General features: G+C 64.8%; 28 protein-coding genes. 11 read left to right on the forward strand and 17 right to left on the reverse strand.

Annotated elements, in window-relative coordinates:
- Nucleotides 1-166 precede the first annotated feature (166 nt).
- Both CXB49_RS04650 and CXB49_RS04655 read left to right on the forward strand, forming a co-directional pair.
- Nucleotides 167-862 carry a hypothetical protein gene (locus CXB49_RS04650; protein WP_101707304.1) on the forward strand — a complete coding sequence of 232 codons (696 nt, stop codon included), beginning with the start codon at nucleotides 167-169 and terminating at the stop codon, nucleotides 860-862.
- A gap of 12 nt (nucleotides 863-874) precedes the next feature.
- Nucleotides 875-1,462: a C39 family peptidase gene (locus tag CXB49_RS04655; protein WP_233492940.1), complete on the forward strand. Its 588-nt coding sequence runs from the start codon at nucleotides 875-877 to the stop codon at nucleotides 1,460-1,462.
- Nucleotides 1,463-1,510: 48 nt separating this feature from the next.
- Here the strand turns inward: CXB49_RS04655 and miaA are convergent, their stop codons facing one another.
- A complete protein-coding gene (gene miaA / locus CXB49_RS04660) occupies nucleotides 1,511-2,488 on the reverse strand; it encodes a tRNA (adenosine(37)-N6)-dimethylallyltransferase MiaA (protein WP_101707305.1) in 978 nt (325 codons plus the stop codon).
- Between the two features lie 117 nt (nucleotides 2,489-2,605).
- Between miaA and CXB49_RS04665 the strand changes: the two genes are divergently transcribed.
- The 5 genes from CXB49_RS04665 (at nucleotide 2,606) to greB (ending at nucleotide 6,463) form a co-directional block, all read left to right on the forward strand.
- Nucleotides 2,606-3,124: a GNAT family N-acetyltransferase gene (locus tag CXB49_RS04665; protein ID WP_101707307.1), complete on the forward strand. Its 519-nt coding sequence runs from the start codon at nucleotides 2,606-2,608 to the stop codon at nucleotides 3,122-3,124.
- Nucleotides 3,125-3,200: 76 nt separating this feature from the next.
- A complete protein-coding gene (gene scpB / locus CXB49_RS04670) occupies nucleotides 3,201-3,833 on the forward strand; it encodes an SMC-Scp complex subunit ScpB (protein WP_101707308.1) in 633 nt (210 codons plus the stop codon).
- A gap of 346 nt (nucleotides 3,834-4,179) precedes the next feature.
- Nucleotides 4,180-5,313: a pseudouridine synthase gene (locus tag CXB49_RS04675; protein ID WP_369826571.1), complete on the forward strand. Its 1,134-nt coding sequence runs from the start codon at nucleotides 4,180-4,182 to the stop codon at nucleotides 5,311-5,313.
- A gap of 77 nt (nucleotides 5,314-5,390) precedes the next feature.
- Entirely contained in the window at nucleotides 5,391-5,855 is a 465-nt protein-coding gene (locus CXB49_RS04680) for an NUDIX domain-containing protein (RefSeq protein ID WP_158300610.1), read from the forward strand.
- A gap of 53 nt (nucleotides 5,856-5,908) precedes the next feature.
- Nucleotides 5,909-6,463: a transcription elongation factor GreB gene (gene greB, locus CXB49_RS04685; protein ID WP_101707311.1), complete on the forward strand. Its 555-nt coding sequence runs from the start codon at nucleotides 5,909-5,911 to the stop codon at nucleotides 6,461-6,463.
- A gap of 66 nt (nucleotides 6,464-6,529) precedes the next feature.
- Here greB and CXB49_RS04690 read toward each other — a convergent pair whose 3' ends face one another.
- The 11 genes from CXB49_RS04690 to CXB49_RS23225 all read right to left on the reverse strand — a co-directional run bounded on the left by CXB49_RS04690 (nucleotide 6,530) and on the right by CXB49_RS23225 (nucleotide 15,690).
- Nucleotides 6,530-6,991, reverse strand: a complete 462-nt coding sequence (locus tag CXB49_RS04690; RefSeq protein ID WP_101707312.1) for a MarR family winged helix-turn-helix transcriptional regulator — start codon at nucleotides 6,989-6,991, stop codon at nucleotides 6,530-6,532.
- Between the two features lie 307 nt (nucleotides 6,992-7,298).
- Nucleotides 7,299-9,314: a M3 family metallopeptidase gene (locus CXB49_RS04695; protein ID WP_101707314.1), complete on the reverse strand. Its 2,016-nt coding sequence runs from the start codon at nucleotides 9,312-9,314 to the stop codon at nucleotides 7,299-7,301.
- A 31-nt stretch (nucleotides 9,315-9,345) separates the two neighbouring features.
- Complete coding sequence (locus tag CXB49_RS04700) at nucleotides 9,346-9,903, reverse strand: hypothetical protein (protein ID WP_101707315.1); 558 nt, start codon at nucleotides 9,901-9,903, stop codon at nucleotides 9,346-9,348.
- Nucleotides 9,904-10,051: 148 nt separating this feature from the next.
- Nucleotides 10,052-12,076 carry a M3 family metallopeptidase gene (locus CXB49_RS04705; RefSeq protein WP_101707316.1) on the reverse strand — a complete coding sequence of 675 codons (2,025 nt, stop codon included), beginning with the start codon at nucleotides 12,074-12,076 and terminating at the stop codon, nucleotides 10,052-10,054.
- An 85-nt stretch (nucleotides 12,077-12,161) separates the two neighbouring features.
- The gene (locus CXB49_RS23880) at nucleotides 12,162-12,335 is read right to left on the reverse strand and encodes a hypothetical protein (RefSeq protein ID WP_199406781.1); all 174 of its coding nucleotides are present in this window, start codon (nucleotides 12,333-12,335) and stop codon (nucleotides 12,162-12,164) included.
- Nucleotides 12,335-12,529 carry a hypothetical protein gene (locus tag CXB49_RS23885; protein WP_199406782.1) on the reverse strand — a complete coding sequence of 65 codons (195 nt, stop codon included), beginning with the start codon at nucleotides 12,527-12,529 and terminating at the stop codon, nucleotides 12,335-12,337. The genes CXB49_RS23880 and CXB49_RS23885 overlap by 1 nt, the downstream gene beginning before the upstream one ends.
- Nucleotides 12,530-12,615: 86 nt before the next feature.
- Nucleotides 12,616-13,554: a LysR substrate-binding domain-containing protein gene (locus tag CXB49_RS04715; RefSeq protein ID WP_101707317.1), complete on the reverse strand. Its 939-nt coding sequence runs from the start codon at nucleotides 13,552-13,554 to the stop codon at nucleotides 12,616-12,618.
- Between the two features lie 3 nt (nucleotides 13,555-13,557).
- On the reverse strand, nucleotides 13,558-13,815 hold the full coding sequence (gene minE, locus CXB49_RS04720) for a cell division topological specificity factor MinE (protein WP_043620835.1): 258 nt from the start codon (nucleotides 13,813-13,815) through the stop codon (nucleotides 13,558-13,560).
- 2 nt (nucleotides 13,816-13,817) lie between these two features.
- Nucleotides 13,818-14,630 carry a septum site-determining protein MinD gene (minD, locus tag CXB49_RS04725; RefSeq protein ID WP_101707319.1) on the reverse strand — a complete coding sequence of 271 codons (813 nt, stop codon included), beginning with the start codon at nucleotides 14,628-14,630 and terminating at the stop codon, nucleotides 13,818-13,820.
- A gap of 21 nt (nucleotides 14,631-14,651) precedes the next feature.
- Nucleotides 14,652-15,371: a septum site-determining protein MinC gene (gene minC, locus CXB49_RS04730; protein WP_101707321.1), complete on the reverse strand. Its 720-nt coding sequence runs from the start codon at nucleotides 15,369-15,371 to the stop codon at nucleotides 14,652-14,654.
- Nucleotides 15,372-15,414: 43 nt separating this feature from the next.
- Complete coding sequence (locus CXB49_RS23225; RefSeq protein ID WP_158300611.1) at nucleotides 15,415-15,690, reverse strand: hypothetical protein; 276 nt, start codon at nucleotides 15,688-15,690, stop codon at nucleotides 15,415-15,417.
- Between the two features lie 67 nt (nucleotides 15,691-15,757).
- On the opposite strand from CXB49_RS23225, the gene CXB49_RS04735 reads away from it, so the two are divergent.
- On the forward strand, nucleotides 15,758-16,324 hold the full coding sequence (locus tag CXB49_RS04735; RefSeq protein WP_101707323.1) for a phasin family protein: 567 nt from the start codon (nucleotides 15,758-15,760) through the stop codon (nucleotides 16,322-16,324).
- A 99-nt stretch (nucleotides 16,325-16,423) separates the two neighbouring features.
- Here the strand turns inward: CXB49_RS04735 and CXB49_RS23230 are convergent, their stop codons facing one another.
- From CXB49_RS23230 to ppa, 3 genes are all read right to left on the reverse strand, one after another.
- Nucleotides 16,424-17,959, reverse strand: coding sequence for a hypothetical protein (locus CXB49_RS23230; protein ID WP_158300612.1), 1,536 nt, complete (start codon nucleotides 17,957-17,959; stop codon nucleotides 16,424-16,426).
- A gap of 372 nt (nucleotides 17,960-18,331) precedes the next feature.
- Nucleotides 18,332-18,907, reverse strand: coding sequence for a hypothetical protein (locus CXB49_RS04740; protein WP_158300613.1), 576 nt, complete (start codon nucleotides 18,905-18,907; stop codon nucleotides 18,332-18,334).
- A gap of 300 nt (nucleotides 18,908-19,207) precedes the next feature.
- Nucleotides 19,208-19,735, reverse strand: coding sequence for an inorganic diphosphatase (gene ppa / locus CXB49_RS04745; RefSeq protein ID WP_101707326.1), 528 nt, complete (start codon nucleotides 19,733-19,735; stop codon nucleotides 19,208-19,210).
- Nucleotides 19,736-19,863: 128 nt separating this feature from the next.
- Here ppa and coq7 point away from each other — a divergent pair, with 128 nt between their 5' ends.
- The 3 genes from coq7 (at nucleotide 19,864) to CXB49_RS04760 (ending at nucleotide 22,325) form a co-directional block, all read left to right on the forward strand.
- A complete protein-coding gene (gene coq7, locus CXB49_RS04750) occupies nucleotides 19,864-20,484 on the forward strand; it encodes a 2-polyprenyl-3-methyl-6-methoxy-1,4-benzoquinone monooxygenase (protein WP_101707328.1) in 621 nt (206 codons plus the stop codon).
- Nucleotides 20,485-20,836: 352 nt separating this feature from the next.
- Complete coding sequence (locus CXB49_RS04755) at nucleotides 20,837-21,484, forward strand: hypothetical protein (RefSeq protein WP_101707329.1); 648 nt, start codon at nucleotides 20,837-20,839, stop codon at nucleotides 21,482-21,484.
- Nucleotides 21,485-21,653: 169 nt separating this feature from the next.
- The gene (locus CXB49_RS04760) at nucleotides 21,654-22,325 is read left to right on the forward strand and encodes a hypothetical protein (RefSeq protein ID WP_158300614.1); all 672 of its coding nucleotides are present in this window, start codon (nucleotides 21,654-21,656) and stop codon (nucleotides 22,323-22,325) included.
- Between the two features lie 69 nt (nucleotides 22,326-22,394).
- Here the strand turns inward: CXB49_RS04760 and CXB49_RS04765 are convergent, their stop codons facing one another.
- Nucleotides 22,395-23,417 carry a DUF475 domain-containing protein gene (locus tag CXB49_RS04765; RefSeq protein ID WP_101707331.1) on the reverse strand — a complete coding sequence of 341 codons (1,023 nt, stop codon included), beginning with the start codon at nucleotides 23,415-23,417 and terminating at the stop codon, nucleotides 22,395-22,397.
- 111 nt (nucleotides 23,418-23,528) lie between these two features.
- Nucleotides 23,529-24,731: a DUF1615 domain-containing protein gene (locus CXB49_RS04770; protein WP_101707332.1), complete on the reverse strand. Its 1,203-nt coding sequence runs from the start codon at nucleotides 24,729-24,731 to the stop codon at nucleotides 23,529-23,531.
- Between the last annotated feature and the right edge of the window lie 13 nt (nucleotides 24,732-24,744).

Consider the following 24,744-nt stretch of genomic DNA (forward strand, 5'->3'; position numbering starts at 1 on the left):
AGTGGATGTAAAGCCACGCCTTATTTTGAAAATCAAATTGATTTAGCTTCGGGGCCTGGATTGAACTGGCCGATGCCGGCTTCTATGACTACTGGGCATGCCATGGAAGTCATCCGTTTGCATGAAATCGTTCGCTGCAACCGCATTCCAACCCAGGAGACGAAACATGCAGTCGAAATCCGCAATCTTGGCCGTCATCGCCGCCTTGGCCGCGCTGGCGTCGGCCCCGGCCCCGGCTCAGCCGGGCGAGGCATCGGCGGCGCAACTGGCCGTCGAGGCGCCGGCAGCCGCGATGGCCGCCCGCCAGGGCCTGGCCGACTTTGTCCGCCAGAACCTGGCCGAGCATGGCGCCGGTCTGCCGCAGGGCTTTGTCTTCGATGTCGCCAAGGCCGGCGATCTGGCCGCCGTCCGTGTCGGCCAGGGCGTTCCGGTGTACAGCGTGACGCCGCAGCAACTGCTGGCCGCCGATGCCGACCTCAGTCGACAGATGGCCCCGACCGGCGTCTGGCGCTTCGTCGCCTATCTGCAGCAGCGGCCTGTCGGTCTGGTGACGGTGGAGAAGCTGGACGGACGCTGGCAGGCGACGTCCTTCGGCGCGATCGGCCTGGCCCGCAATCTGGCGGCGCTGCAGACGGCCTATGGCGACAAGACCCGCTTCCTGCGGGTATATCAGGCGCAATCGGATTTCCTGGAAGTGGCGCCGGCGGGCGGCGGCAAGCCGCGTTTCGCCGCGCTGAGCTCGGCCTATGAATCGTTGCAATTGAAGCGGCAGGCCGACGGCGGCGAGGCGCTGCTGGACGGCGCCGCGCTGATCGAACCGCTGCGCGCCGCGGTGCGCAGCAATCTCGCCCGCTTCCGCTGACAGGAGAACGCCATGATGAACAAGCGCTTGAGCATGACAGTGCTGGCCGTCGCGCTGCTGGCGGGCAGCGCCGCCGCGCTGGCGGACAGCAAGGTGTTGAACGTGCCGCTGACGGTGCAGGAACACAGCCAGTGGTGCTGGGCCGGTTCCAGCAAGGCGGTGCTGGGCCTGTACAACAAGACGCCCACCCAGTGCGCCATCGTCAACTGGGCCTTCGGCATCAACTACGCCTGCGGCAACAGCAACTTCAACTGGAACAGCCAGGCCAACAGCCCCAACAATATGTTCGGCGGCAACGGCAGCCTGCAGGGCATATTGAAGAACTGGGGCGTGCCCAATGTCGTCGTCAACGACTATCTGTCGTGGGCCCATGTGCAGCAGGACATCCAGGCCAACCGGCCGTTCGTGATCCGCTACGGCTGGACCAGCGGCGGCGGCCACTTCATCGTCGGCCGCGGCTACCAGACCGGCAGCGGCAATTATCTGTACATGATGAATCCGTGGCCGGGCGAGGGCATGACCTATGCGTCTTTCAACAGCGTGGTGTCGGCCAGCGACCACGACTGGACCCACACGTTGCGGATGAGCGTCAGTCCCTGAACAGGGGGCGGTGCGCGAAACGGCGGGCCAGGCCCGCTGTTTTTTCGTTCAGAAATCGCCGCCGTGGCGCAGCGCCGCCGCCGGGGGGCGGCCGGCGACAAAGTCGTCGACCGCGTCGCCGAGCAGCGCGGCCAGGCCGTCCTGCTGCGCGTCGACGGGGATCACGTCCAGGCTGCGAGTCCAGGTCAGCTGCCGCTTGGCCAGCTGGCGGGTGGCGGCGACGCCGCGCTCGACGAATTCGTCGAGGCCGTATCGGCCGTCCTGATGCTCCCAGGCCTGGCGGTAGCCGACGCAGCGCATCGACGGCAAATTCAGCGTCAATTCCGGGTAGGCCGCGCGCAGCCGGGAAACCTCGTCCAGAAAGCCTTGCTCCAGCATGATGCGGAAACGCTCGGCGATGCGGGCGTGCAGCCAGCCGCGCTCGCGCGGCACCAGCGCCAGCGGCAGGAAGCGGAAGTCCGCGGCGGCTTCCTTGCCCTGGGCGATCAGTTCCGACATCGGCCGGCCGCTGAGCAGGCAGACTTCCAGCGCGCGGTGTATCCGTTGCGAGTCGTTGGGATTCAGCCGGGCGGCGGTGGCGGGGTCCAGCGCCGCCAGGCGGGCGTGCAGCGCCGGCCAGCCCAGCCGAGCGGCGTCGGCGTCCAGCTCGGCGCGCAGCGCGGCGTCGGCCTGCGGCAGGTCGGACAAGCCTTCGAGCAGCGCCTTGTAGTACAGCATGGTGCCGCCGACCAGCAGCGGCAGGCGGCCGCGGCCGCGGATCTCGGCGATCAGCCGGTTGGCGTCGGCGTGGAACTGCGCGGCGGAGTAGCTTTGCAGCGGGCTGATGATGTCGATCAGGTGATGGGGGCAGACGGCCATTTCCTCGGCCGACGGCTTGGCGCTGCCGATGTCCATGCCGCGGTAGACCAGCGCCGAATCGACGCTGACGATCTCCGCCGGAAAACGACGGGCCAGCTCCAGCGCCAGCCCGGTCTTGCCGGAGGCGGTGGGGCCCATCAGCAGTATCGCTTGTGGGGTGTCGCTCATGGTATTGCTCGCTGCGGTCAGGGGGCGATTGTCGCATAGCCGGCACGCGAATGCGTAAAAGCCTTGACCTCGCCGGCTGGGTGTTTACGATGGGAGTATCGACTGGGAGAGCCGTCAATGAAAATCGAATCCGCCAGCGAGCAGCATATGGCTGCCTATCGCCGCTATTTCCAGCGCTGTCGCGGCGAAGACTTCGAGTATTACCGGGAGCTGGGCGACGACGCCGACGGCTGGTTCCGCAAGATGGTCAGGCATGCCGACGGCGAGGCGCTGCCGGCCGGCTGGGTGCCTTACCAGACCTGGTTCCTGCTGGAGGACGATGGCGAGATCGCCGGCGCGGCCAGGCTGCGACGCGGCGAGACCGAGGTGATCCAGGACCGGATAGGCCATATCGGCTTCGAGGTGCTGCCCGAGTGGCGCGGCAACGGTTACGGGCGCGTGCTGCTGCAATACGTGCAGGCGATGGCCGGCCAGCCGGCCTGCGGCAACTGGGTGGTGGTGTGCGATTCCGCCAATCCGGCGGCGACCCGAACCGTCGAGGCTTGCGGCGGTCAGATGCTGGAGGATGTCAGGCTGGCGGACGGCACGGTGTTGCGGCGCTACAGCCTGACCTCGCTGGCCAGTCTGATCGAGTAGTTTCCCGCGCGGCGGAAAACGTGTAGAATCCTCGGCTTCCCGCGCTTGAAACCCGAATCTCCGGCATCACGGTTTAATGTCCACCATTACCGACTTGAAATATTTGAAGATCGTGCTGGAGACGGCCTTGCTGACCGCACAGGAACCGTTGCCGGTATCGCAGCTGAAGCGGCTGTTCACCGAGGACGTCAAGGCGGCGCTGATCAACGACATACTGGAACAGATCCAGGTCGACTGGCGGGGACGCGGCATCGAGCTGGTCAAGCTGGCTTCCGGCTGGCGCTTCCGCGCTCGGGCCGAATTCACGCCTTATCTGAACCGGCTCAATCCGGAAAAGCCGCCGCGCTACTCGCGGGCGGTGATGGAAACGTTGGCGATCATCGCCTACAAACAACCTGTGACCCGTGGCGACATCGAAGCCATACGCGGGGTGTCGGTGTCCACCAATGTGATGCAGACGCTGCTTGAGCGCGGCTGGATCGAGGTCATCGGCCACAAGGACGTACCGGGCCGGCCCGGCCTGTACGCCACCACGCGCAAATTCCTGGACGATCTGAGCTTTGTTTCGCTGAATGATCTGCCGCCGCTGGCGGAGCTGGGAAGCCTGGTGGCGCCGGACCCTAAAACGCAGGACGACGGCCCCGATGCGGGCGCGGACGATCTCCCCCTCGACGATGAGGCGGACAATTTAGAGCCTGTCGCAGAATAACCGTTCTGCCAGTTGCTCCCATTGAAAGAGCAAGCACATGTCTACAAAAGGACAACGTACCCACGCGCGCCAGCCGGTTGCGCGTGCCAAAGGCCATGAAACCTCGCAGCCGCGCCAGAACGCCGGCCGCTCCCAGGGCCAGGGCCAGGGCCGCCAGGGCAAGTCCTCGCCGGCCGGCGGCGCCCAGCCGCGTTTTCCGCAACAGCAGCAGGGCCAGCAAGGCCAGCAGGGCCGCCGCGGCGGTCCGCGCCAGCAGCAGCGCGACGCCTACGGCAATCCGGTGATGCCGTCGAAGGACGGCGTGCCGCTGTTCAAGATGTCGCGCCGCGAACAGGAACAGCAGATGATGGCCGCGGGCAACCGCAAGCCGCAGTATCAGCGGGACAGCAACGGCGACGTCAACGGCAATGTCTCGCTGGATCATGAACAACGTTTCGGCAACAAGAACGCCGCTCGCCCGGCGGCCAACGGCAATGCCGGCCGCCAGGGCGGCGCCGGCAAGGCCCCGCAGGCCGACGCGAAGACGGACAACCGGTCCAGGGGCGACGGCAGGCCGAAGCAACTGGTGCAGAAGGCCAAGAAGCTGCGTCTGCGCAGTCCGAACCAGGACATCAAGAGCAAGGCCCAGAAGCTGAAGGAAGTGCGCGTCGATCTGAACGAGATCGAGCCGGTGCGCCTGCAGAAGGCGCTGTCTTCGTCCGGCGTCGGTTCGCGTCGCGAGATGGAAGAGTGGATCGAGGCCGGCCTGGTGCTGGTCAACGGCAAGAAAGCCAGCCTGGGCGACAAGGTCGGCCCGCACGACAAGGTGACGGTCAAGGGCGACGCCATCAAGCTGAAATGGCCGGACCGCCTGCCGCGCGTCATCATGTACCACAAGGAAGAGGGCGAGATCGTCACCCGCGACGATCCGGAAGGCCGCGTCACCGTGTTCGACCGCCTGCCGCAGGCCAAGTCCAGCCGCTGGGTGGCCGTCGGCCGCCTGGACGTCAATACCGCCGGCCTGCTGCTGATCACGACCAGCGGCGAATTGGCCAACCGCATGATGCACCCGAGCTTCGAGGTCGAGCGCGAGTACTCGGTGCGCGTGCTGGGCGAGCTGACCCCGGAAATCATGAAGGAAATGGTCAAGGGCGTGGAGCTGGAGGACGGCGAGGCGCGCTTCGACCGCATCTTCCAGACCGGCGGCCAGGAAGAGTCGGCCAACCAGTGGTTCAACGTGGTGATCAAGGAAGGCCGCAATCGCGAAGTGCGTCGGATGTTCGAGCATTTCGGCCTGACGGTCAGCCGGCTGATGCGCGTGCGCTTCGGCAATATCGGCCTGCCCCCGCGGCTGAAGCGCGGCCAGTTCTATGAACTGAACGCGGCCGAGGTGGCGGCGGTGATGAAGTGGTCCAACCTGACGGTGACCGGCGGCAAGAAGGCCGGCGGCCAGCGCAGGGGCTCGGCGCGCAAGCCCAAGGCCGCGCCGCGTCAGGAATAAGTTTCGCCGCTAGCCGGCGGATTGACGATACGGGCGATCGCCGAATGGCGGTTGCCCGTTCTGTTTCCGGGGACAATGTGGAAGATTTCGGCTTGAACGACAGCGCGGCGGCCTTGCCGCCGCCGCGCCGGCAGCGCGCCGCCATCGTCATCATCGAGAACGGCCGCGTGCTGATGATGCGCCGGGTGAAGCCGGGCAAGGACTATTACGCCTTGCCGGGCGGCAATATCAAGAAGAACGAGACGCCGGCGATAGCCTGCGTGCGCGAGACGCGCGAGGAGACCGGCCTCAATGTCTGGCTGGAGGCCGGGCCGCTGTGCGTGCTGGAGAGCGAGAGCCGCACCGAGCACGTCTTCGTCGCGCGCGAGCATCGCGGCATGCTCAGGCTGGGCGGGCCGGAACTGGCCAAGCTGTCGCCGGACAACCATTACGAGCTGGCCTGGCTGGACGCCGCCGAACTGCGCCGGGTCAAGCTTCGCCCCAAATCGCTGCTGCCCTACTGTCTGGCCCTGCTGGAAGGCGGGGCGCCGCTTCCGGCATAATCGACGGAGCGCGCGGCCCGGCCGCGCGGTCAACCCGCATGATGGAAACCGATATGAGCAAGGCGTTTACCAAGGAAGACGAGCAGCAGGACGACGATCTGCCGGCCGAGAGGCGCTTGCCGGCGTCGACGAAGAACTACATCACGCCGGGCGGCTGGCGGCGTTTGAAGGACGAGTTGTACCAGCTGGTCAACCGCGAGCGGCCGGAGATGGTGCAGGTGGTCAACTGGGCGGCCAGCAACGGCGACCGCTCGGAGAACGGCGACTACCTGTACGGCAAACGCCGGCTGCGGGAGATCGACCGCCGCATCCGTTTTCTGACCAAGCGGCTGGAGATCGCCGAGGTGGTGGACCCGGAGACGCGCGAGGCGACCGACCAGGTCTTCTTCTCCGCTACCGTGCTGATCCAGCGCGGCGACGGCGGCGAGCAGCGGCTGTCCATCGTCGGCGTCGACGAGATCGATCTGGCGCGCGGCCGGATCAGCTGGATCTCGCCTATCGCCCGGGCGCTGCTGAAGGCGCGCGAGGGCGACAGCGTGCTGTTTCGCGGCCCGGACGGCGACGAGGACATCGAGGTGCTGGAAGTGGCTTACGTCCGCATAGACTGAGCGGGCGCGGCGCGAAAACGACAACGGCCCGGGCGAGCGCACCGGGCCGTTTGCTTTGGACGGCGCTCAGGGCAGCATGTGTTCGGACAGTTTGCCGTTGATCAGAAACCAGTCGCGGGTGGCCCGGTCGCCGCAGTCGCCGAAGGCGGTCTGCAGCAGGCGCTGTTGTTCGCGGTGCAGGGCCTCTTCCAGCTTCAGGCCTTCCTCGCCCAGCGTCAGCTGCTTGACGCGCTTGTCGTGAGGCGCGGCCTGGCTGCAGACCAGGCCCATTTCCAGCAACTGCCGCAGCGGGATGTTGATCGCCTGCTTGGTGACGCCGAGAAAGGCGAGCAGGTCCTTGACCGACAGCTTGGGGTAGCGGGCGACGAAGAACAGGATGCGGTGGTGGACCCGCGCCAGTCCGCGTTTGGCCAGCATCTCGTCCGGCTTGGTGGTCAAGGCCTTGTAGGCGTAGAAGAAGATTTCGATCGCGGCCCGCGTGTCGACGGCGGGAATGTCGCTTTCCTTCGGTTCTGCGCTGTGGATCATGATGGGTCCTGTTGGTTGATCGGCCGCCGGAGCGGAGGACCGCTGCTCGCTGCGGATGGCCGGGCCGGCGCAGGGGAAGCGCGATGCTCCCGCCGCGCAGGCGCTTGCTGTCCGAGCCGGGCGAGCACATGCGTGTCGCCATGTCATGTGAGAATGCGTCAGTATCCCGGCAGCGCCGCAATATATCAATGACATTCTCATTTTCCTGGCCATAGGTAGGGAAATAGTGTTGCGGCGCGGCCTTGCGCGGTTTCCAGCCTGGCTCGGCGGCGGTCCGACGCCGGGAGGGACGATAGCGAGCGGGCCGCTAGCCGGCGAGGCCGCGTTTGGCCAGCATCGCCTCCGCCGACGGCTGGCGGCCGCAAAAGGCCAGGAAGGCCTGCTGAGGGGCGCGGGCGTTGCCGACGCTGAAGATGTGGCGCAGCAGGCTGTCGGCCAGCGCCGGATCGAAGACGTCGCCGGCGGCCTCGAAGCGGGCGAAGGCCTCGGCCTCCAGCACTTCGGCCCACAGGTAGACGTAGTAGCCGGCCGCGTAACCGCCATTGAACAGATGGTTGAAGTGCGGCAGCGAGTGGGCGAGCCCGGCCTCCGGCGGCAGGCCGTGGCGGCGGCACAGCTCGGCCTCGAACGCCGCCGGATCGGCCACGCCGTCGGCCTGCTGATGCAGCTCCAGGTCCAGCAGCGCCGAGATGGCGTAGCGCACGGTGGCGTAGCCCTGCTGGAAATTCTGCGCCGCCAGGATGCGGGCCAGCAGCGCCGGCGGCGGCGGCTGGCCGGTGTCGGCGTGGCGCGCGTGTTTTTCCAGCAGCGCCGGCGTCCAGGCCCAGTTTTCCATCAACTGCGACGGCAGCTCGACGAAGTCGCGCAATACCTGGGTGCCGGACAGGCGCTGGTATTCGACGTCGGACAGCAGGCCGTGCAGCGCGTGGCCGAATTCGTGGAACAGCGTGCGCACGTCGTCGAAGCCGAGCAGCGCCGGCTCGCCGCGGGCGAAATTGGTGTTGTTGACGACGATGGGCAGCGAGACGCCGCCGTGTCGGCCCTGGGCGCGGTAGACGCTCATCCAGGCGCCGCCCTTCTTGCCGGGGCGGGCGAAGTTGTCGCTGAGGAAGACGCCGATCGGCCGTTCGCCGCGCAAGACTTCCCAGCCGCGCACGTCGGGGTGGTAGCGCGGCAGGTCGCCGCGTTCGACGAAAGACAGGCCGAACAGCCTGCCGGCGGCGTCGAACATCGCCGCCCGCATATTCTCCAGCGCGAAGTAGGGCTTCACCTCGGCGTCGTCCAGCGCGTAATCGCGCTGGCGCAGCTTCTCGGCCAGATAGCGCCAGTCCCATGGCGCGATATCGTCGCCGGCGCCCAGCTCGCGGGCCAGCGCCTGCAATTGTTCCCTTTCCTTCGCCATCAGCGTCTTGGCCGGCTCCCACACCTGTTCCAGCAGCTTGCGCACCGCCGCCGGCGTGCCGGCCATGCGGTCGCCCAGCGCGAAATCGGCGTAGCTGGCATAGCCCAGCAGCCGGGCCTGCCGTTGGCGCAGGCGCAGAATGCGGCTGACGATGGGGCGGTTGTCGCGCCGCGGATTGGTGCCGCGGCCGGTCCAGGCGCGCCAGACGGCCTCGCGCAGGTCGGCGCGGGCCGAGTGGGCGAGGAAGGCGGTGGCGGAGGAGCGCGCCAGCGTGACGACATGGCCGTCCAGGCCGCGTTGGCGGGCGGTTTCGGCCATCGCGTCGCGCAAAGACGGCGGCAGGCCGGCCAGCTCCGCCTCGTCGCGCAACGGCAGCGCGTATTCGGATTCGTCGGCCAGCACGTTCTGGCCGAACTCGGCGGACAGCCGGGCCAGTTCGGCGACGCAGTCGGCGAATTCGTTGCGCGCTTCATCCTGCAGCCGGGCGCCGGCCATCGTGAAGTCCAGGTGCAGCCGCTGCAACAGCCGCCGTTCCTCCTCGTTCAACTCCAGTGCCGCCGCCTGGCGCATCACGGCGTCCAGCCGTGCGAACAGCTTTTGATCGAGGTAGACGGCGCCGTGGTGGGCGGCCAGCTTCGGCGCCAGCTCGCGCTCGGCGGCGCGCAGTGCCGGGCTGGAGTGCGAGCTGCACAGATTGTGCAGCACCAGCGTCACCCGCTTCAGCGGCAAGGCCGCCGCCTCCAGCGCCGCCGCGGTGTTGGCGAAGCCCGCCGCCTCGGCCTGGTCGGCGATGGCCGCGACCGCTAGCTTGTGTTCGGCCATCAGTTGCTCGATGGCGGGCGCGAAGTGCTCGGCGGCGATGATGTCGAACGGCGGCAACTGGTGCGGCGTGTTCCAGGCTTGCAGCAGCGGGTTGTTCATGCGGTATTCCTTCGGTTTGGACCGGCCGGGCTTACTGGGTACCGCCCGGCGTGACGGCGAACTTGCCGCTGACATGGGCGACGATGGGGTCCCACTGCGCCCGCTGGCTGGCCGGGTAGCGGATGCGGAAGGTCATGAACTGGTCGTCGGCCAGATAGGTTTTCTGATAGAAGATCTTGTCGCCCTCGGTGCCGGAGACGACATACCAGTTCTTCTTGATCGCCTTGAAGGTCACCTGGCGGGGTTCGCCGGATTCGGCTTGCCGCTTCAGCGTGCCGCGGTACTCGTCTTGTAGCGTGTGTTCGGCGGCGTTGTTGGCGCCGAAGGCGGTCATGACGGTCTGCTGGTCCGGCGAGGTGAAGGTCATGCCGTCGCCGTTGTCCGATCCTTCGCCAGGGATCAGCAGGCCCTTGGGGAAGGGCAGCGAGAACGGGAAGCGGCCGTTTTCATAAGTTTCGTAATGGATGCTCGCCGCTTTTTCGCTCTGCTGGTGGCTGGCGGGTTCGGCGCGATGCTGCCATTTCCAGTACAGGCCGCCGGCGGCCAGGACGATGAGGGCCGGAGCCAGCCATTTGATTGTTTTTGTCATGATTGATCGACCAACTTATAACTGAATGGGATGGCTAGTCTATCCATTTTCCCGTCGATGGCAATGGCGACCCGCCCGGCGCGCGGATTCCGCGCGCCGGGCGGGCTGGTGGAGCCGGGCGCTCGCCGCCGCCCGGCCGGCGGCATGATTAGATCAGGCCGCGGCTTTGCAGCATCGCCTCCGCCCGCGGATCGCGGCCGCGGAAGGCGCGGAAGGCCGCGCGCTGCTCGCGGGCGTCGCCGGCGCTGTAGATGTGGCGGTGCAGCTTGTCCGCCAACTGCGGATCGAACGGATCGCCGGCTTCCTCGAACGCAGCGAAGGCTTCGGCCTCCAGCACTTCCGCCCACATGTAGACGTAGTAGCCGGCGGCGTATTCCGGGCCGGTGAAGATGTGGCGGAAGTGCGGCGGACGATGATTCATGTCGGCCGCGGCCGGGACGCCCAGCCGTTCGCGCTCGGCGGCCTCGAAGGCCGCGATGTCGACGCCGTCGGCGTCGGTGCGCTGGTGCAGCGCCAGATCGATCAGCGTGGAGGCGGTGTAGCGCACCGTCTCGAAACCCTGGTTGAAGTGGCGCGCCGCCTTGATCTTGGCGACCAGCTCGGCCGGGATGGCCGCGCCGGTTTCGGCATGGCGGGCATGCCGGGCCAGCACCTCGGGCACCAGCGCCCAGTTCTCCATCAGCTGCGACGGCAGCTCGACGTAGTCCCACGGGCAGTTGGGGCCGGCCAGCAGACGGTACTCGACGTCGGATAGCAGGCCGTGCAGGCCGTGGCCGAATTCGTGGAACAGCGTGCGCACGTCGTCGAAGCTCAGCAGCGTCTGGCCATGGCCGGCCTTGGCGAAGTTGTTGTTGTTGACGACGATGGGCAGCGTCTCGCCGCCGTTGCGTCCCTGGGAGCGGTAGACGTGCATCCAGGCGCCGCCGCGCTTGCTCTGGCGCGCGTAGTTGTCGCCGAGGAACAGGCCTATCGTCTTGCCGCCACGGCTGACTTCCCAGGCGCGCACGTCGGGATGGTAGAGCTTGAGATCGCGCCGTTCGGCGAAGCTGAGGCCGAACAGCCGGCCGGCGACGTCGAACATTGCCGCGATCATATTGTCGAGGCCGAAGTAGGGCTTGATCTCGGCGTCGTCCAGCGCGTAGCGGGCGATGCGCACTTTTTCAGCCAGGTAGAACCAGTCCCACGGCTGGATGTCGGCCGCTTCGCCGAGGCGGGCCGCCTCGTCGCGCAGCATGGCCTTCTCCGCTTCGAAGCGGCCCTTGGCCGGCTCCCAGACTTGTTCCAGCAGCGCGTGCACCGCGGCCGGCGTGCCGGCCATGCGGTTGGCCATCGCGTAGTCGGCGAAGCTGTCGAAGCCCAGCAGCCTGGATTGTTCGACGCGCAGCGCCAGGATTTCCCGCGCCAGCGGGCGGTTGTCGCGCTCCGGGTGCTCGCCGCGGCCGGTCCAGGCGCGCCAGGCGGCCTCGCGCAGCTCGCGGCGGCTGGAGAAGGTCAGGAAGGGCACGATGGACGAGCGCGACAGCGTGATCGCCCAGCCGGCCAGGCCGCGGTCCTCGGCGGCGGCGCGGGCGGCGTCGAGCAGGAAGGGCGGCAGGCCGGCGAGCTGGTCTTCGCCCAGCGGCAGCGCGTATTCGGCTTCGTCGGCCAGCACGTTCTGGCCGAAGGCGGTGGTCAATTCGGCCAGCCGCGAGATGATCTCGGCGTAGCGGCGGCGATCCTCGCCCTGCAGCTTGGCGCCGGCGCGGACGAAGTTGCGGTGTATCCGGTCCAGCAGGCGGTCCTGCTCCTCGCTGAGGCCGAGCTCGCCGCGCCGGGCGTGGACGGCGTCCAGCCGGGCGAAGAAGCCGGCGTGCATGTAGACGCGGCTGCTGTGCTCGGCCAGCCGCGGGGCCATGCGGCGCTCCACCTGCTGCAGTTCGGCCGAGGTTTCCGATGCGGTCAGATTGTCCAGCAGCAGTTGGGCGCGTTCCAGCCGCGGGCCGCTGCAATCGAAGGCGGCGGCGGTGTTGCCGAAGTCCGGCGCGTCGGGCAGCGCGGCCAGCGCGTCGATTTCGGCCAGGTGTTCGGCGAACAGCGTGTCGAAAGCGGCTTCGAAGTGTTGCGGGCGTATTTGGTCGAACGGGGGCAACTGGTGGGGAGTGGACCAGTCTTGCAGCAAGGGATTGGCGTTCATGGCGCTCTTTTCGCTCCGGTTGGCGGTGAGCTCATGACTTTATCATTGTTTCTGGTCGGAACAAACCCGCCATGCCGCCGGAATGTCACAGATTCTGCGCGATGCGCCACAGCACGCCGGACGGGTCGGTCAGGGAGAAGTCCAGCATGCGCCACGGCTGCTGCTTCAACTCGCCGATCTCGATCCGGTATTTCCCAGCGATGTCGCGGCGCAGCAACTCGGCATGCCAGGCGGCGGCGTCTTCGACCAGCAGGTGCATCACGCAATTGGCGGCGAATTCCGGCTGATAGTAGTCCTGCAGCAGGAAGCTGCAATCGCCGTGGGCGAAGAGTAGGCGACGCCGTGACCGACGGATTTCCGTTCGAAGCCGATGTCCTGATAGAAGTCCTGAGACAGCGCGAAGTCGCGGCTGGGGACGAAGGCTTTCAGTTCTACGGTGTTCAGGTTCGGCATGTCCATGCTCCTGTCGGATGTGAAAAACCCGCCTGGGCGGGTCGGGTGCGGAATGAGGCCTTGCCGGCTGTTCAAGGAACAGGCGGCTACGCCAGCTTCGGCTCGCCTTCCAGCATCAGCACGCCGGGCAGGCCGGAGCGGAAGACCGCCTGCTGCAGCGTGTCTATCGCCTTCTTGCGGAAGAACTGCTTGCGGGTGACCAGCAGCACGCGGCGTCGCGGCGCCGGCTCGCTGAACGGCACCACCGACAGCAGCGTCTCGTCGCCGGGACCGACCGAGGTGGTCGGCATCACGGTCACGCCCATGCCGCTGGCCACCATGTGCCGTATCGTGTTCAGCGAACTGCCTTGCAGCGTGCTGGCCAGGCCGTTGCCGTGGTTCTGGCGGCTGGACAGCTCGCTGCAGGCCTGCAGCACCTGATCGCGGAAGCAGTTGCCCTGGGTCAGCAGCAGCACGCTTTCCTCGGCCAGCTGGCAGGCGGCGACCTGGCGCTGCTTTTCCCATGGATGGCCCTTGGGCATCGCGACGACGAAGGGCTCGTCGTACAGCGGCCAGGCCTCGACGCCGGTTTCCTCGAACGGATCGGCGACGATGATGGCGTCGACCTCGCCGCGCTTCAGCATTTCCGCCAGCCGGGAGGTGTAGTTCTCCTCCAGGATCAGCGGCATGTCCGGCGCCAGGATGCGCAGCGCCGGAATCAGCTTGGGCAGCAGATAGGGGCTGATGGTGAAGATCACCCCCAGCTTCAGCGGTCCGGCCAGCTCGTTCTGATGCTCGCCGGCCAGCCGCTTCACCGCTTCGGCCTCTTCCAGCACCCGCTGCGACTGCTCGATGATGCGCTCGCCGATCTCGGTGACCGCGACCTCCTGGCCGCCGCGTTCGAACAGGGTGATGCCCAGTTCGTCTTCCAGCTTCTTGATCGCGATCGACAGCGTCGGCTGGCTGACGAAGCAGCTTTGGGCGGCGCGGCCGAAGTGGCGCTCGCGCGCCACCGCCACGATATAGCGCAGTTCGGTCAGCGTCATGGCTTAGCGCTGTTGCTCCGGCAGTACGATGTTGACTTCCAGGACTTCGTAATCGTCCTGGCGCTCCACCTGCACCTTGATGTCGTCGAGATTGACCGACACGTATTTGGAAATCACTTCCATCAATTCGCGTTGCAGCGCGGGCAGGTAGTCCGGCGCGTGGCGGCCGTTGCGTTCATGCGCGAGGATGATCTGCAGGCGTTCGCGGGCGATGGCCGCGGACTTCTGCCGCTTGCCGAAAATCATATCGATCAATGACATGCTCAACCTCCAAACAGGCGCTTGAGGATACCGACCTTGGGCGCATCCAGGAAACGCATCGGACGCTGTTCGCCAAGGAAGCGCGAGACTACGTCGGTGTAGGCCTCGGCCACGTCGGAACCCTTCAGATGGATGGCCGGGGTGCCGGAGTTGGAGGCCTGCAACACGCTTTGCGATTCCGGAATGACGCCCAGCAGCGGCACGCGCAGGATTTCCTTGACGTCGTCGACCGACAGCATTTCGCCCTTGTCGACGCGGCCCGGCGCGTAGCGGGTGATCAGCAGATGCTCCTTCACCGCCTCGCGGCCTTCCTCGGCGCGCTTGGACTTGGACGACAGAATGCCCAGGATGCGGTCGGAGTCGCGCACCGACGACACTTCCGGGTTGGTGACGATCAGCGCTTCGTCGGCGAAGTACAGCGCCATCAGCGCGCCTTTCTCGATGCCGGCCGGAGAGTCGCAGACGATGTAGTCGAAACCGGCCTCGCCCAGGCTATGCAGCACTTTTTCGACGCCTTCCAGCGTCAGCGCGTCCTTGTCGCGGGTCTGCGAGGCCGGGATGATGAACAGGTTGTCGCAGTTCTTGTCCTTGATCAGCGCCTGGTTCAGAGTGGCCTCGCCATTGACGACATTGATCAGGTCGTACACCACGCGGCGTTCGCAGCCCATGATCAGGTCGAGGTTGCGCAGGCCGACGTCGAAGTCGATCACGGCAGTCTTGTGGCCGCGCAGTGCCAGGCCGGAGGCGAAGCTCGCGCTGGTGGTGGTTTTGCCTACGCCACCCTTGCCGGATGTCACAACGATGATTTTTGCCACGGGGCTTTCCTCTGGTATGTGTTACTCGCCGAGCGCGGTCATCACCAGGCGCTCGTTTTCAAGATAAATCTGGGTCGGTTTGCCCAGGATGCTGTCCGGCAGTGCCTGTTCTATCGTCCGGTACACCCCGGCTATGGATACCAGCTCGGCTTCCATGCTGCGGGTGAAAATGCGGGCGGCGTGGTTGCCGCGGGCGCCGGCCAGCGCCCGGCCGCGCAACGGCGCGTAGACGTGGATGTTGCCGTCGGCGATGACTTCGGCGCCGGCGCTGACCATAGCCAGCACCACCAGATCGCAGCCCTTGGCGTAGATCTGTTGGCCGGCGCGCACCGGGCGGTCGATGATCATCGCGGCGGCCGGCGCCGAGGCAGCAGCTTCGACGGCCGGCTTGGCCGCCGGTTCCTGGATCGCTTGCGCCGAGCGCGCCGGCGCGGCGTTGTTGGCGAAGGCGAGGCCGAAGCGGCTGGCCACCGCCGCCAGCGCATTGTCCGGATGGCGCAGCGCCACCGCGCGGATGCCGCGGCGGCTGAGCAGCGGCAGCAGGCGGCCCAGATCCAGCTCGGCCGGATTGGGCAGGGCCTCCACATCGAGCACGAAGGCTTCGGCGGGGGCGTCGCTGGCGTTGCCGAAGCGCGCGTCCAGCGCCTGGCCCAGTTCGTCCAGGTTGTCGGTGCGCAACAGGATCGCCAGCAGGTCCAGACTGGCGGATTTGATGTCGAAGGCGTTGGCCACAGGGCTCATTGGGGTAACTTTAATATGGATAGATTTCTTCTATGGACCGAGTTTACTGGCTTGAGGCCCGCGTTTCAATGGCGGTGACGGCGCGGCCGGAGACGAGGCGGTCGCGGCTGTCGAATCGTCGCGTCGAGGCTGTTGCGATGCAAAAAATCTTGTCGGCAATCATGTCTGTGGGGACAGGTGCGGGATTGTCATGAATATGGAATGATGGCGTGGTAAAAAGCTTGGCGGAATAGCCGCTTAGTTTATTGTGCACTGCAACATTGTCTTGACCGGCGCGCGATTTTCGCGCTACAGTGGTGTTGTTGCAGTGCAACATCATTTAAGGTACCAGTCTTGCTCGCTGTAACACTGAGTCGTTGTCTACCGACATTCTAGGAGCTGATTACATGTTTACCACCACCCAGGAACTCTCCGCGCTCGGCCAGTCGCAGTTTGACAAGGCTGTCCGCCTCTCGTCCATCGTCCTCGCCGGCGCCGAGCGTTTCGCCAGCCTGCAGTTGGACCTGTCGCGCAAACTGTTGAGCGACAACGCCGAAGCGTTCAAGGCGCTCAGCGAAGTGAAAGACGCCAAGACGCTGGGCGAGCTGCAAAGCGGCCTGACCCAGCCGGCTCTGGACCAGGCCTTCTCGGCCGCGCGCAATGTCTACGATGCCGCGCTGGTCACCCAGAACGAGCTGTCCGCCTTCGTCGAAGAACAGATCGCCGAAAACAACAAGGCGCTGCAAACCAGCCTCGACCGCCTGTCCAAGAGCGCTCCGGCCGGCTCCGACATCGCCGTGGCCGCGTTGAAGACGCTGCTGAACACTTCGACCGCCGCTTTCGAGAGCGTGTCCAAGACCGCCAAGAAGGTCGGCGCCGAGATCGCCGAAGCCGGCGTCGAAGCCGCCACCAACTCGGCCAAGGCCGCCAGCGCCGCCGTGGCGCGCAAGAAGAACGCCACCGCCGCAGCCTGATTCCGTTTCGCGGTTTCGCAGATCCGACCCGCCCTGGCGCAAGCCAGCGGCGGGTTTTTTATCAGGGATCCATTCAGCTAGCCATCCGATAAGCGGTGTCTAATTGCTGGTTTCTGGGCGTGACCATTTTTTAGGTTGGTACACGTTCCAAGCTGTTAGAGAGAAGACGTATTCTTGCGAGACGGGTTTGCCCTGTAGATAGAACTGTACGTTTTCCTTTATCGATGTGCTTTCTTTGTTCCTATACAGCCATCTCAGCTCCGATGCGGTAATCGCCCTTCCATAATCGCCTTGTTTTTTTGCAATCTCAGGAATGCTATCTATCAGGTGATCAACGCAGAACAGTACTTTCCCATTTCGCACTTGTGTTTGAAATTCAAGTCCAGCCTTGCTTGTTCTAATCCAACCTTGATCTCTGCTGTCCTGAGCGCTTATTTTTCGTTCGGTAACATTGTATTTTTTATGATTAAGCAAAAAGTTTTTATACTGAATGGCTCTATCTGAATCCATCAGTTCTTGCCGGATTTCCTCATCGGAATTAAAATGTGTCGCGCCTCTTTCCCAAACTGAATTGGTTATGTCATTTTGGATGCGAATCTCTTTCTTGCTATCGTCTTTTGTTGAAGATAGCATATTCAGAGCTGCTTGACGTGGCCGTGCCAGGCCGTAAATCAAATCCCCTGATTCGAAATCGGCGGCTATGTCGGTACTTCGACCATTTATTTTGATGTCTCTGCGCTCTCTTATTAGTTTTGGATTGATTTCTATATCTGCAATATTTATATTTTTCAGGCTATTGGGAATGTCGTTGATCGCTATTTCCCACTTGACTCGCGAAGGAGCGATCATGGTAATGTCGCTGATGTTTTGGGGAAGGATAATGGGTAGGGCCAGACTTTTGCAATAATCAATAGTTAAAGTCTTTAGGCCAGATGGCAAGGGCTGTGGCAGCTCTTTAATAGTGTGATTGTATTGTATTTGCAGATGGGAAAGATTGTCTGGCAGGTTGGGCAGGGATGTAAAATTATTGCAATATGTAATTTTTAGAGTGTCCAGACTGTTTGGCAGGCTTGGGATGGAGTGAATTCCATCTATCCCATTAAGTTCAAGAACCGATAGTGTTTCAGGGAGCTCTGGAGCGTGTTTGAGTTCCACAGAATCTAGCTTTAATTCCAATAGATTGGAAGGCATTGGCGGCAAGCTCTCTAATTTGCAGCTTTGTATCTCTAGTTTTTTCAAACCCTCGGGCAGTTTTGGAAAAGGGGTTTCGCATCCACGGATAAGGAGAGATTGCAAACCGTCGGGAAGCTCGGAAATAGGGCCGTTGTAGTTTTCTATTGCGAGATATTGCAAGCTTTTGGGGAGGGGTGGCAACTCTCTCAATTTTAGATAGATATCTATCTCCAGTCTTTCCAAGCCAGCCGGAAGTGGAGGAAGGGAGCTTACCGATTCGCTAACATGCAGGGAGGTGCGATTGTATTTAATGGCGTCTCTGATTTTTTCTGCAAGCTGAGATCTATCATATTGTTCTTTTTTCGGCCCACTTTGCTCCCATTCGGTCAAGGCATCTGCCGCATGAGGATCCGTTTCCGCGAGCTTTATATGGTTGTTTGTGGAGGTTATGCTGTTTAACATTGGCGCGGTCTTTTTGAATGAGAGGAGAGTGTTAACTGGATTTAAATGAATATGCGCTGTAATATACCTGCTGCGTTTATAAAATAATGCAATAAAAAGCCATGCAGGAAGACGGTGTGATTATTGTGGCAGGGTTTATTTTATTGAGTTTGAAGAGGGAATCTTTCAAAAACCGCTTAACGAAATTGGGCGAAGCCATTCTCGCGAGATGCAAACTAAAAAAGACCGGGAGTGGCGGATGGCTGCAAGGCGAACTCATCCAATTGAGTGGCGTAGGCTGAACGGCGGCGACTATCTGGTCCGTCGTTGGAATCGACTTGTCAGGGAAACGGAATATATCGAGGCCGCGGCTCAATCCGGGCCGCGCTTGGCTCAGCCTCGCTGCTGCAGAACAGCGTCTATGCGCTCCGCCCACTCGCGCAGCGTGGCCTTCTCCGGCAGCGTCAGCAGGATGCCGCGTGCCAAATTGGCGGCGAAGTGCCGGACTTCGTCCGGCAATGGCGAGGGATAGGGCGGAGCACGCCCTATTTGAGACGACAGATAGTCTTCGGCCAATTGCCGCAGTTTCTCGGCTATCAGCCATTGCGTCTGCAGCGTTTTTTCCCAGTCCAACGGATGAGGCGATCCATCCGGAGTCGGGAGGGCGGACAGTCCTTGATGCCGCAGGGCGGCGAAGACGCGCTGGCAGAAGCGCGCGCTGTGCGGAGGGCCGCAGTTGAGCCAGCAGCCGGGCTGCGGCGCCAGCGCGTCCAGCAGTTGCCAGGCGGCGCTGCCCGGCGCCGGGGCGCCGCCTACCAGCAGCATGAAACCATGCTCGGCGGCCGGCGCGGGCCAGTCTCCGGCCAGCTCGACGAAGCCTAGCCCGGCGTCGCGGCTGAGGGCCAGGCGTTCGGCCAGGGCCTGATCGCCATCCTGTCCCAGGTCCAGCCAGCAGTCTTCCAGCTCCATGCCGACCCAGTCCGGCGGCAAGCGCGCAGGCGGATCGCGATCCGTCGGCGCGGCGAGCCCTTGCGTCTCGAGGCGACGCAGGAAGCAGGAAAGGTAGGGGGCTTGGCCCCCGATGCGGCGGGAAACGACCATGTCAGAGACCACCAGGCCGCCGTCAGGCGGTGTTTGCTATCGAAAGAGTGGCAGAAGATGCCGGCCACGGCAAACCATTATCCGGTGTAATGCTGATATTGTGCAATGCAACATCGGGCGGCGATAAAAAAACCGGCCAAGTGGCCGGTCTGCGGATGGGCGCGGCGCTTACTTGTCGAAGCGGGCGATGCCTTCGACCAGTTCGGTCTTGGCGTCTTCCAGCGTGCCCCAGCCCTGGATCTTGACCCACTTGCCCTTTTCCAGATCCTTGTAGTGCTCGAAGAAGTGAACCATCTGGTTGCGCAGCAGCTCCGGCAGGTCTTCCAGCTTCTGGATGGACTTGTACATCGGGCACAGCTTTTCGACCGGCACGGCCACCAGCTTGGCGTCTACGCCGCCGTCGTCTTCCATCTTGATCAGGCCCAGCGCGCGGCAGCGCACCACCACGCCCGGCGGCAGCGGGAACGGGGTCACGACCAGCACATCCACCGGATCGCCGTCGCCGGCCAGCGTTTGCGGCACGAAGCCGTAGTTGGCCGGATACATCATGGAGGTGCCCATGAAGCGGTCCACCACCAGCGTGTTCCAGTCCTTGTCGAATTCGTACTTGATCGGGGCGGCGTTGGCGGAGATTTCGATGACGACGTTGAAGTCGCCCGGCATGTCTTTGCCCGGGCCGATTTTTGCGAGATCCATGGACGGAAATCCTTCAGGGTTCGTTGAACATCATTGTTTGACCGGGCGATTATATCAGCAGCTGCCGGCGCTGTGCCGGCCGGGTATAATCGACGGTTTGACGCCATTCACCCGAGGAAGAACGCGCGATGCTGGACAAGCTGATCACCGAGCTGGACAAGGGCCTGCGCACGCTGTGCGCACCGGCGCGCAGCGCGCGCGCCCACCCGGACCAGGACATCGCGGAAGCCGGCTTGAGCGCGGTCGAGAAGAGGCACGCGCTCGGCCTGATGCGGGTCAACCATTGCGGCGAAGTCTGCGCGCAGGCCTTGTACCAGGGCCAGGCGCTGACCGCGCGCGACGCGTCGGCGCGCGAGGCGCTGCGCCACGCGGCGCAGGAGGAGGTGGAGCACCTGGCCTGGACCGAGCGCCGCATCCGCGAGCTGGGCGGCCGGCCCAGCCTGTTCAATCCGCTGTGGTATACCGGCTCGCTGGCGCTGGGCGTGGCGGCCGGCGTGCTCGGCGATAAATGGAATCTGGGCTTTCTGCAGGAGACCGAGCGCCAGGTCGGCGCCCATCTGGACAGCCATCTGAGCGCCTTGCCGGAAGGCGACGAGCGCAGCCGCGCCATCGTCCGTCAGATGCGAGACGACGAACTGCAGCACGCCGAGATGGCGCACGAGCTGGGCGCGGCCGAACTGCCGGCGCCGCTGAAGGCGGCGATGAAGCTGTCGGCCAAACTGATGACCGGCAGCAGCTACCGCATCTGACGCCAGGGGCCGCTTGCGGCCTTTTTGCGCCGGGGCCGTTTCCCGCCGAACGCGGAGCGCGAAAAGCGGCCTGCCGCGATATGGTCCGTGCCGGCGCGCGTTCGCGCGCCGCTTCTTCATACCTAGTGGTTTCTACTTAGCAGCGGTCTTTTCGCCCGCCTGCTTGAAATTCCCCCCGCTTTTTTCCTTGCCGCGGCCTGTTTTTTTACACCTATAGTGGACGGGGCGCTATGCGTTTTTCATGGCTCGCGCCCCCGTTGGAACGGTATTTGTCATGAGCTGGTCGGCGGCGCTCCGGGTGGATGCGCATGCCGTGGTGACAGGTCTCTGGGCGTGACGCAAGGAGAACGAGATGTCGCTAGGCGCAGTGGGCAGTTCCCTTCCCGTTTCTTATCTGCCGGCAGCGTCTGCCGGCGCCCTGCCGCGAACCGAGCCGGGCGGCGCCAATGCGGCCGGCGCGGCGCGCAACGGTCGGGACAATGGTCCAGGCAGCGGTTTCGGCCAGGAGGTCGTGCTGGCCTTGCAGCAGTCCGGCGTCAATGTGATCGGCGCCATGACCGGCGCCGGTTCGGCGTCGGGCAAGGCCGGCGACAGCGACGCGGGGGGCATCGGCGCGGTCGGCGCGCCGTCGGCCGGCGGCAATGTGCAGCAGGCCCTGCATACCTTTGTCCACGCGGTCTACCAGGCGGTGCAGTCTGAAGGCCTGTCCGGAGGCGGCACCGGCAACGGCCAGCAGGGGCCGGCCGCCGGCGGCTACGGCGATTTCCAGAGCAATCTGCAGCAGTTGCTGCAGGATGTCAGGGAAGGCACCCAGAACAATGCTACTTCGGGCCTGACCGCCGCGTTCAGGAGCTTGCAGCAGGCCCTGGGCGGCGATACGCCGACCGGCGCGTCGACGCAGTCGTCGCTGCATACCTTTCTGCAGAATCTGGTGACCTTGCAGAACGGCCAGCAGATGAATGCCGGCGGCGTTGGTTCGCTGGTCGATACCAGCGCCTGAGACGCGCGGCGTCTATACTGCGGACAGCGATGCCGCCGCCGTCGAGTGCAAGTAATGTGTTGAATTAACAGAAATTTGCAGTTTGACGCTTAGTCCGGAAGGCGCGGTGCCGATATATTCCTGTCAGCGCAAGCTGTGGCGGGTAGATCAGTTCGTGAAGGAGAGCATCATGTCAGTCGGATCCATGGGCAGTAGCTCCATCTCTTTGCAATACACGCAGATCGATATTCAGGAAACCCTGTCGGGCGATCAGGGCCAGCAGGACGGCGGCGGTGCCGTCCAGGGCGCCGGCGGCGGCGGCCATCACCGTCATGGCGGCGGCGGCCAGTTCGCGCAGAGCGTGCTGCAGGCCTTGCAGCAGTCCGGTCTGCTGCAGTCGTCGACGGGCAGTTCCGCGACATCGTCGACCGATGGCAGCGACGGTACCGACGGCACCGGCGACGGCACGGTCGGCGCGGCCGGCGGCAGCCAGCAGCAGGCGGTGCACGCCTTCATGCATTCGCTGTTCCAGGCATTGCAGCAGGAGGGGTCGTCGTCGTCGACGGACGCCACCGGCGGCAGCGCCCAGGACGGCGGCTCCGGCACTTACGGCGCCAGCGGCTTGCAGAACAATCTGCAGCAGTTGCTGCAGGACATCAGCAACGGCACCCAGAATGACGCCACTTCGACGTTGCAGACGGCGTTCCAGAATCTGCAGCAGGCGCTGGGCGTCGGCGGCAGCGGGCAGGCGTCGCAATCGTCGCTGCAAAGCTTTTTGCAGAATCTGACCAACAATCTGCAGCAGCAGAGTCCGTTCGGCGCCAGCGCCGGCGTCGGCGCACTGCTGAGCACTTCGGCCTGACGACCGGTTGCCCCGTGCGGGGCGCCGGACGGTGGGACGGGCAGGGGCCGGGGTAACCCGGCCCCTGTTTCATTCGCGCGCGGGCAGGCTGGTCAGCAATCCCAGGCCGATGATGGCGATGCTGAGCAGGCCGGCGGTCACTTCGCCGAGCTCGACGCCCAGCGCGGCGGCGAACATGACGGCCACCAGCGCGGCGATCGCCCAGAACGCCGAGACTTCCAAGTACTTGAACCGGCCCATCATGTCGCGCTCCACCAGGTAGAGGGTCAGCGAGCGGACGAAGATCGCGCCGATGCCCAGTCCGGCGGCGATCAGCCAGAAGTCGTTGGTGATGGCGAAGGCGGCGATCACGCCGTCCATCGAGAAGCTGGCGTCCAGCACCTCCAGGTAGACGAAGCCGATCAGGCCGTTCCTGGCCGCCGCGGTCCGGATGTCGACGCCGCCGAACAGCTGCTTGAACATGTGCAGCGCCATGAAGGTCACATAGCCCCAGAAGCAGCTGCTGACGAAGACCATCCTCTGTCCGGCCGGCAGCAGCGCGGCGACGACCGCCACCAGCAGCACGGTCACCAGCGACTGCGCGTTTTCGACGCTGCCTAGCCGGGCCAGCAGCGGTTCGACGACGGGCACCCAATGTTCGTCCTTCTCGTGCTGGACGAAGTATTCGATGACCACCATCAGCAGGAAGGTGGCGCCGAAGCCCATGATCATCAGATGGCTGTCGTGCATGATGCGCTGGTAGCGCCCGGGCTGTTCGGTGGCGATCTCGAAGGCGTCGGCCAGCGAGACGCCGCCGGCGGTGGCCACGATCAGCAGCGGAAACAGGATGCGCATGCCGAACACGGCCACGGCGATGCCGGCGGTCATGAAGACGCGGCGCCAGCGAGGACTCATCGCCTTCAGCACGCCGGCGTTGACCACGGCGTTGTCGAAGGAGACGCTGATTTCCAGCGCCGCCAGCACCGCGGCGGTCAGCAGGAAGGCGCCGGCCTGCTCGACGCCGCCTTGCGCGTGCCCGTAGCAGGCGACGGCGGCCAGCACCGCGGCGGCGCAGACCAGCGAGCCGCGAAAATAGGAAAAAGTGGAACGCATGGAGCCAACCTGAGCAAGTGCGGCGTCGCCGCTGTTTTTTTTTGCATGCGCGAACGGCCGGAAAACCGGCCGTCGCGTGGAGCATTATATGACGTTGTCAGTGGCCGCGCATCAGCGGGAGGCGGCCACGCGGGCCAGGCAGCGGCGATAGCGGCCGTCCACCCTGTCCGCGAACCATGCGGTGGTCAGCTTGCGGCTGATCTTGGGACTTTTCAGGTCGATCTGCGGCATGGCTTCGCGCGGCAGCGCGCGGCCGGCCTGCTTGTCGGCCAGAGCGAACACCTGCCGGTACAGCGGGCTCTGGCCGAAGGCGGCGTTCTTTTCCTGCGAGAGATCGCGCTGAATGGCGGCGGCGCCGATGCCGAGCCGGCCGGACAGCGACAGCGCCGCCTGCTGGCTGCCGGAGACGGCCTTGCCCTGGTAGTTCAACAGGTCGCCGTCCAGCGCCAGCCTGCGGCCGGAAAGCCGGGCCAGCGCGGCCTGGAAGGCGGCGTTGCGGCTGCTGTAGCGGCCGGCGTTGAAGTCGGCGAAGCGGTAGCGCATGTCCTGGTACGGCGCCGGGTATTGCAGCAGGATGGCGGCGCCGAAATAGACGCCGCCGCGGCGGCTGAACACCTCGTGGCGTATGCTGCCCTGCACCGGGTACGGATAGGGCCAGATCCTGGCGTGGGCCTCGGCGAACTCCACGCTGACCTGCATCGGGCCGCCGGTGCGTATCGGATTCTTCATGTCCAGCGGCAGGCCCAGCTTTTGGGCTTCGCGCGACATGTCCTCGTAAAGCAGATTCATCTCGCGCTCGGTGCGCAGATTGTCTATCCGCGTCTTGTAGCTCTGGCCGTTGGGCGAGGTTTTCATCAGCGCGCCCTTCACCACCGTCAGCGGTACCAGGTAGCGGTGCGCGCGCTCCTCTATCTTGCCCCAGACGATTTGCGGCAGGCCAGGTACCACCGGATCGGCCTGCCAGCTGGACTCCTGCTCGATCACCGCGGCCAGCGCGCAGGCGTTGTCGGCGGTGGCGGGGATTTGCAACTGGCGGAAGGCGCCGGCGATGTCGGCGATCCAGCCCTGGCGGTCGCGCACGCCCAATGGCACCGCCGCGGCGATGAAGGCGGCGGAGGCCGCCGGCGGCTTGGGCGGGCTGATGGGCGGTGGTGCCAAGGGCGCGGCGGGGGGCGCTTCCACGATGGCGGCCGGCGGGGGCGTTTGCGGCGCCGCCGGCGCGGTTTCCGGCTGCGGCGGGGCCGATGACAGCGGCGGCGTGCCGGCGCAGCCGGCAAGCAGCGCGCACAACAGCGTCAGGCTGGATGTTTTCATTATATTGGAGCGA

Origin of the sequence: Chromobacterium sp. ATCC 53434 (assembly GCF_002848345.1) — a bacterium.
In the GTDB taxonomy this organism is placed as follows: Bacteria; Pseudomonadota; Gammaproteobacteria; order Burkholderiales; family Chromobacteriaceae; genus Chromobacterium.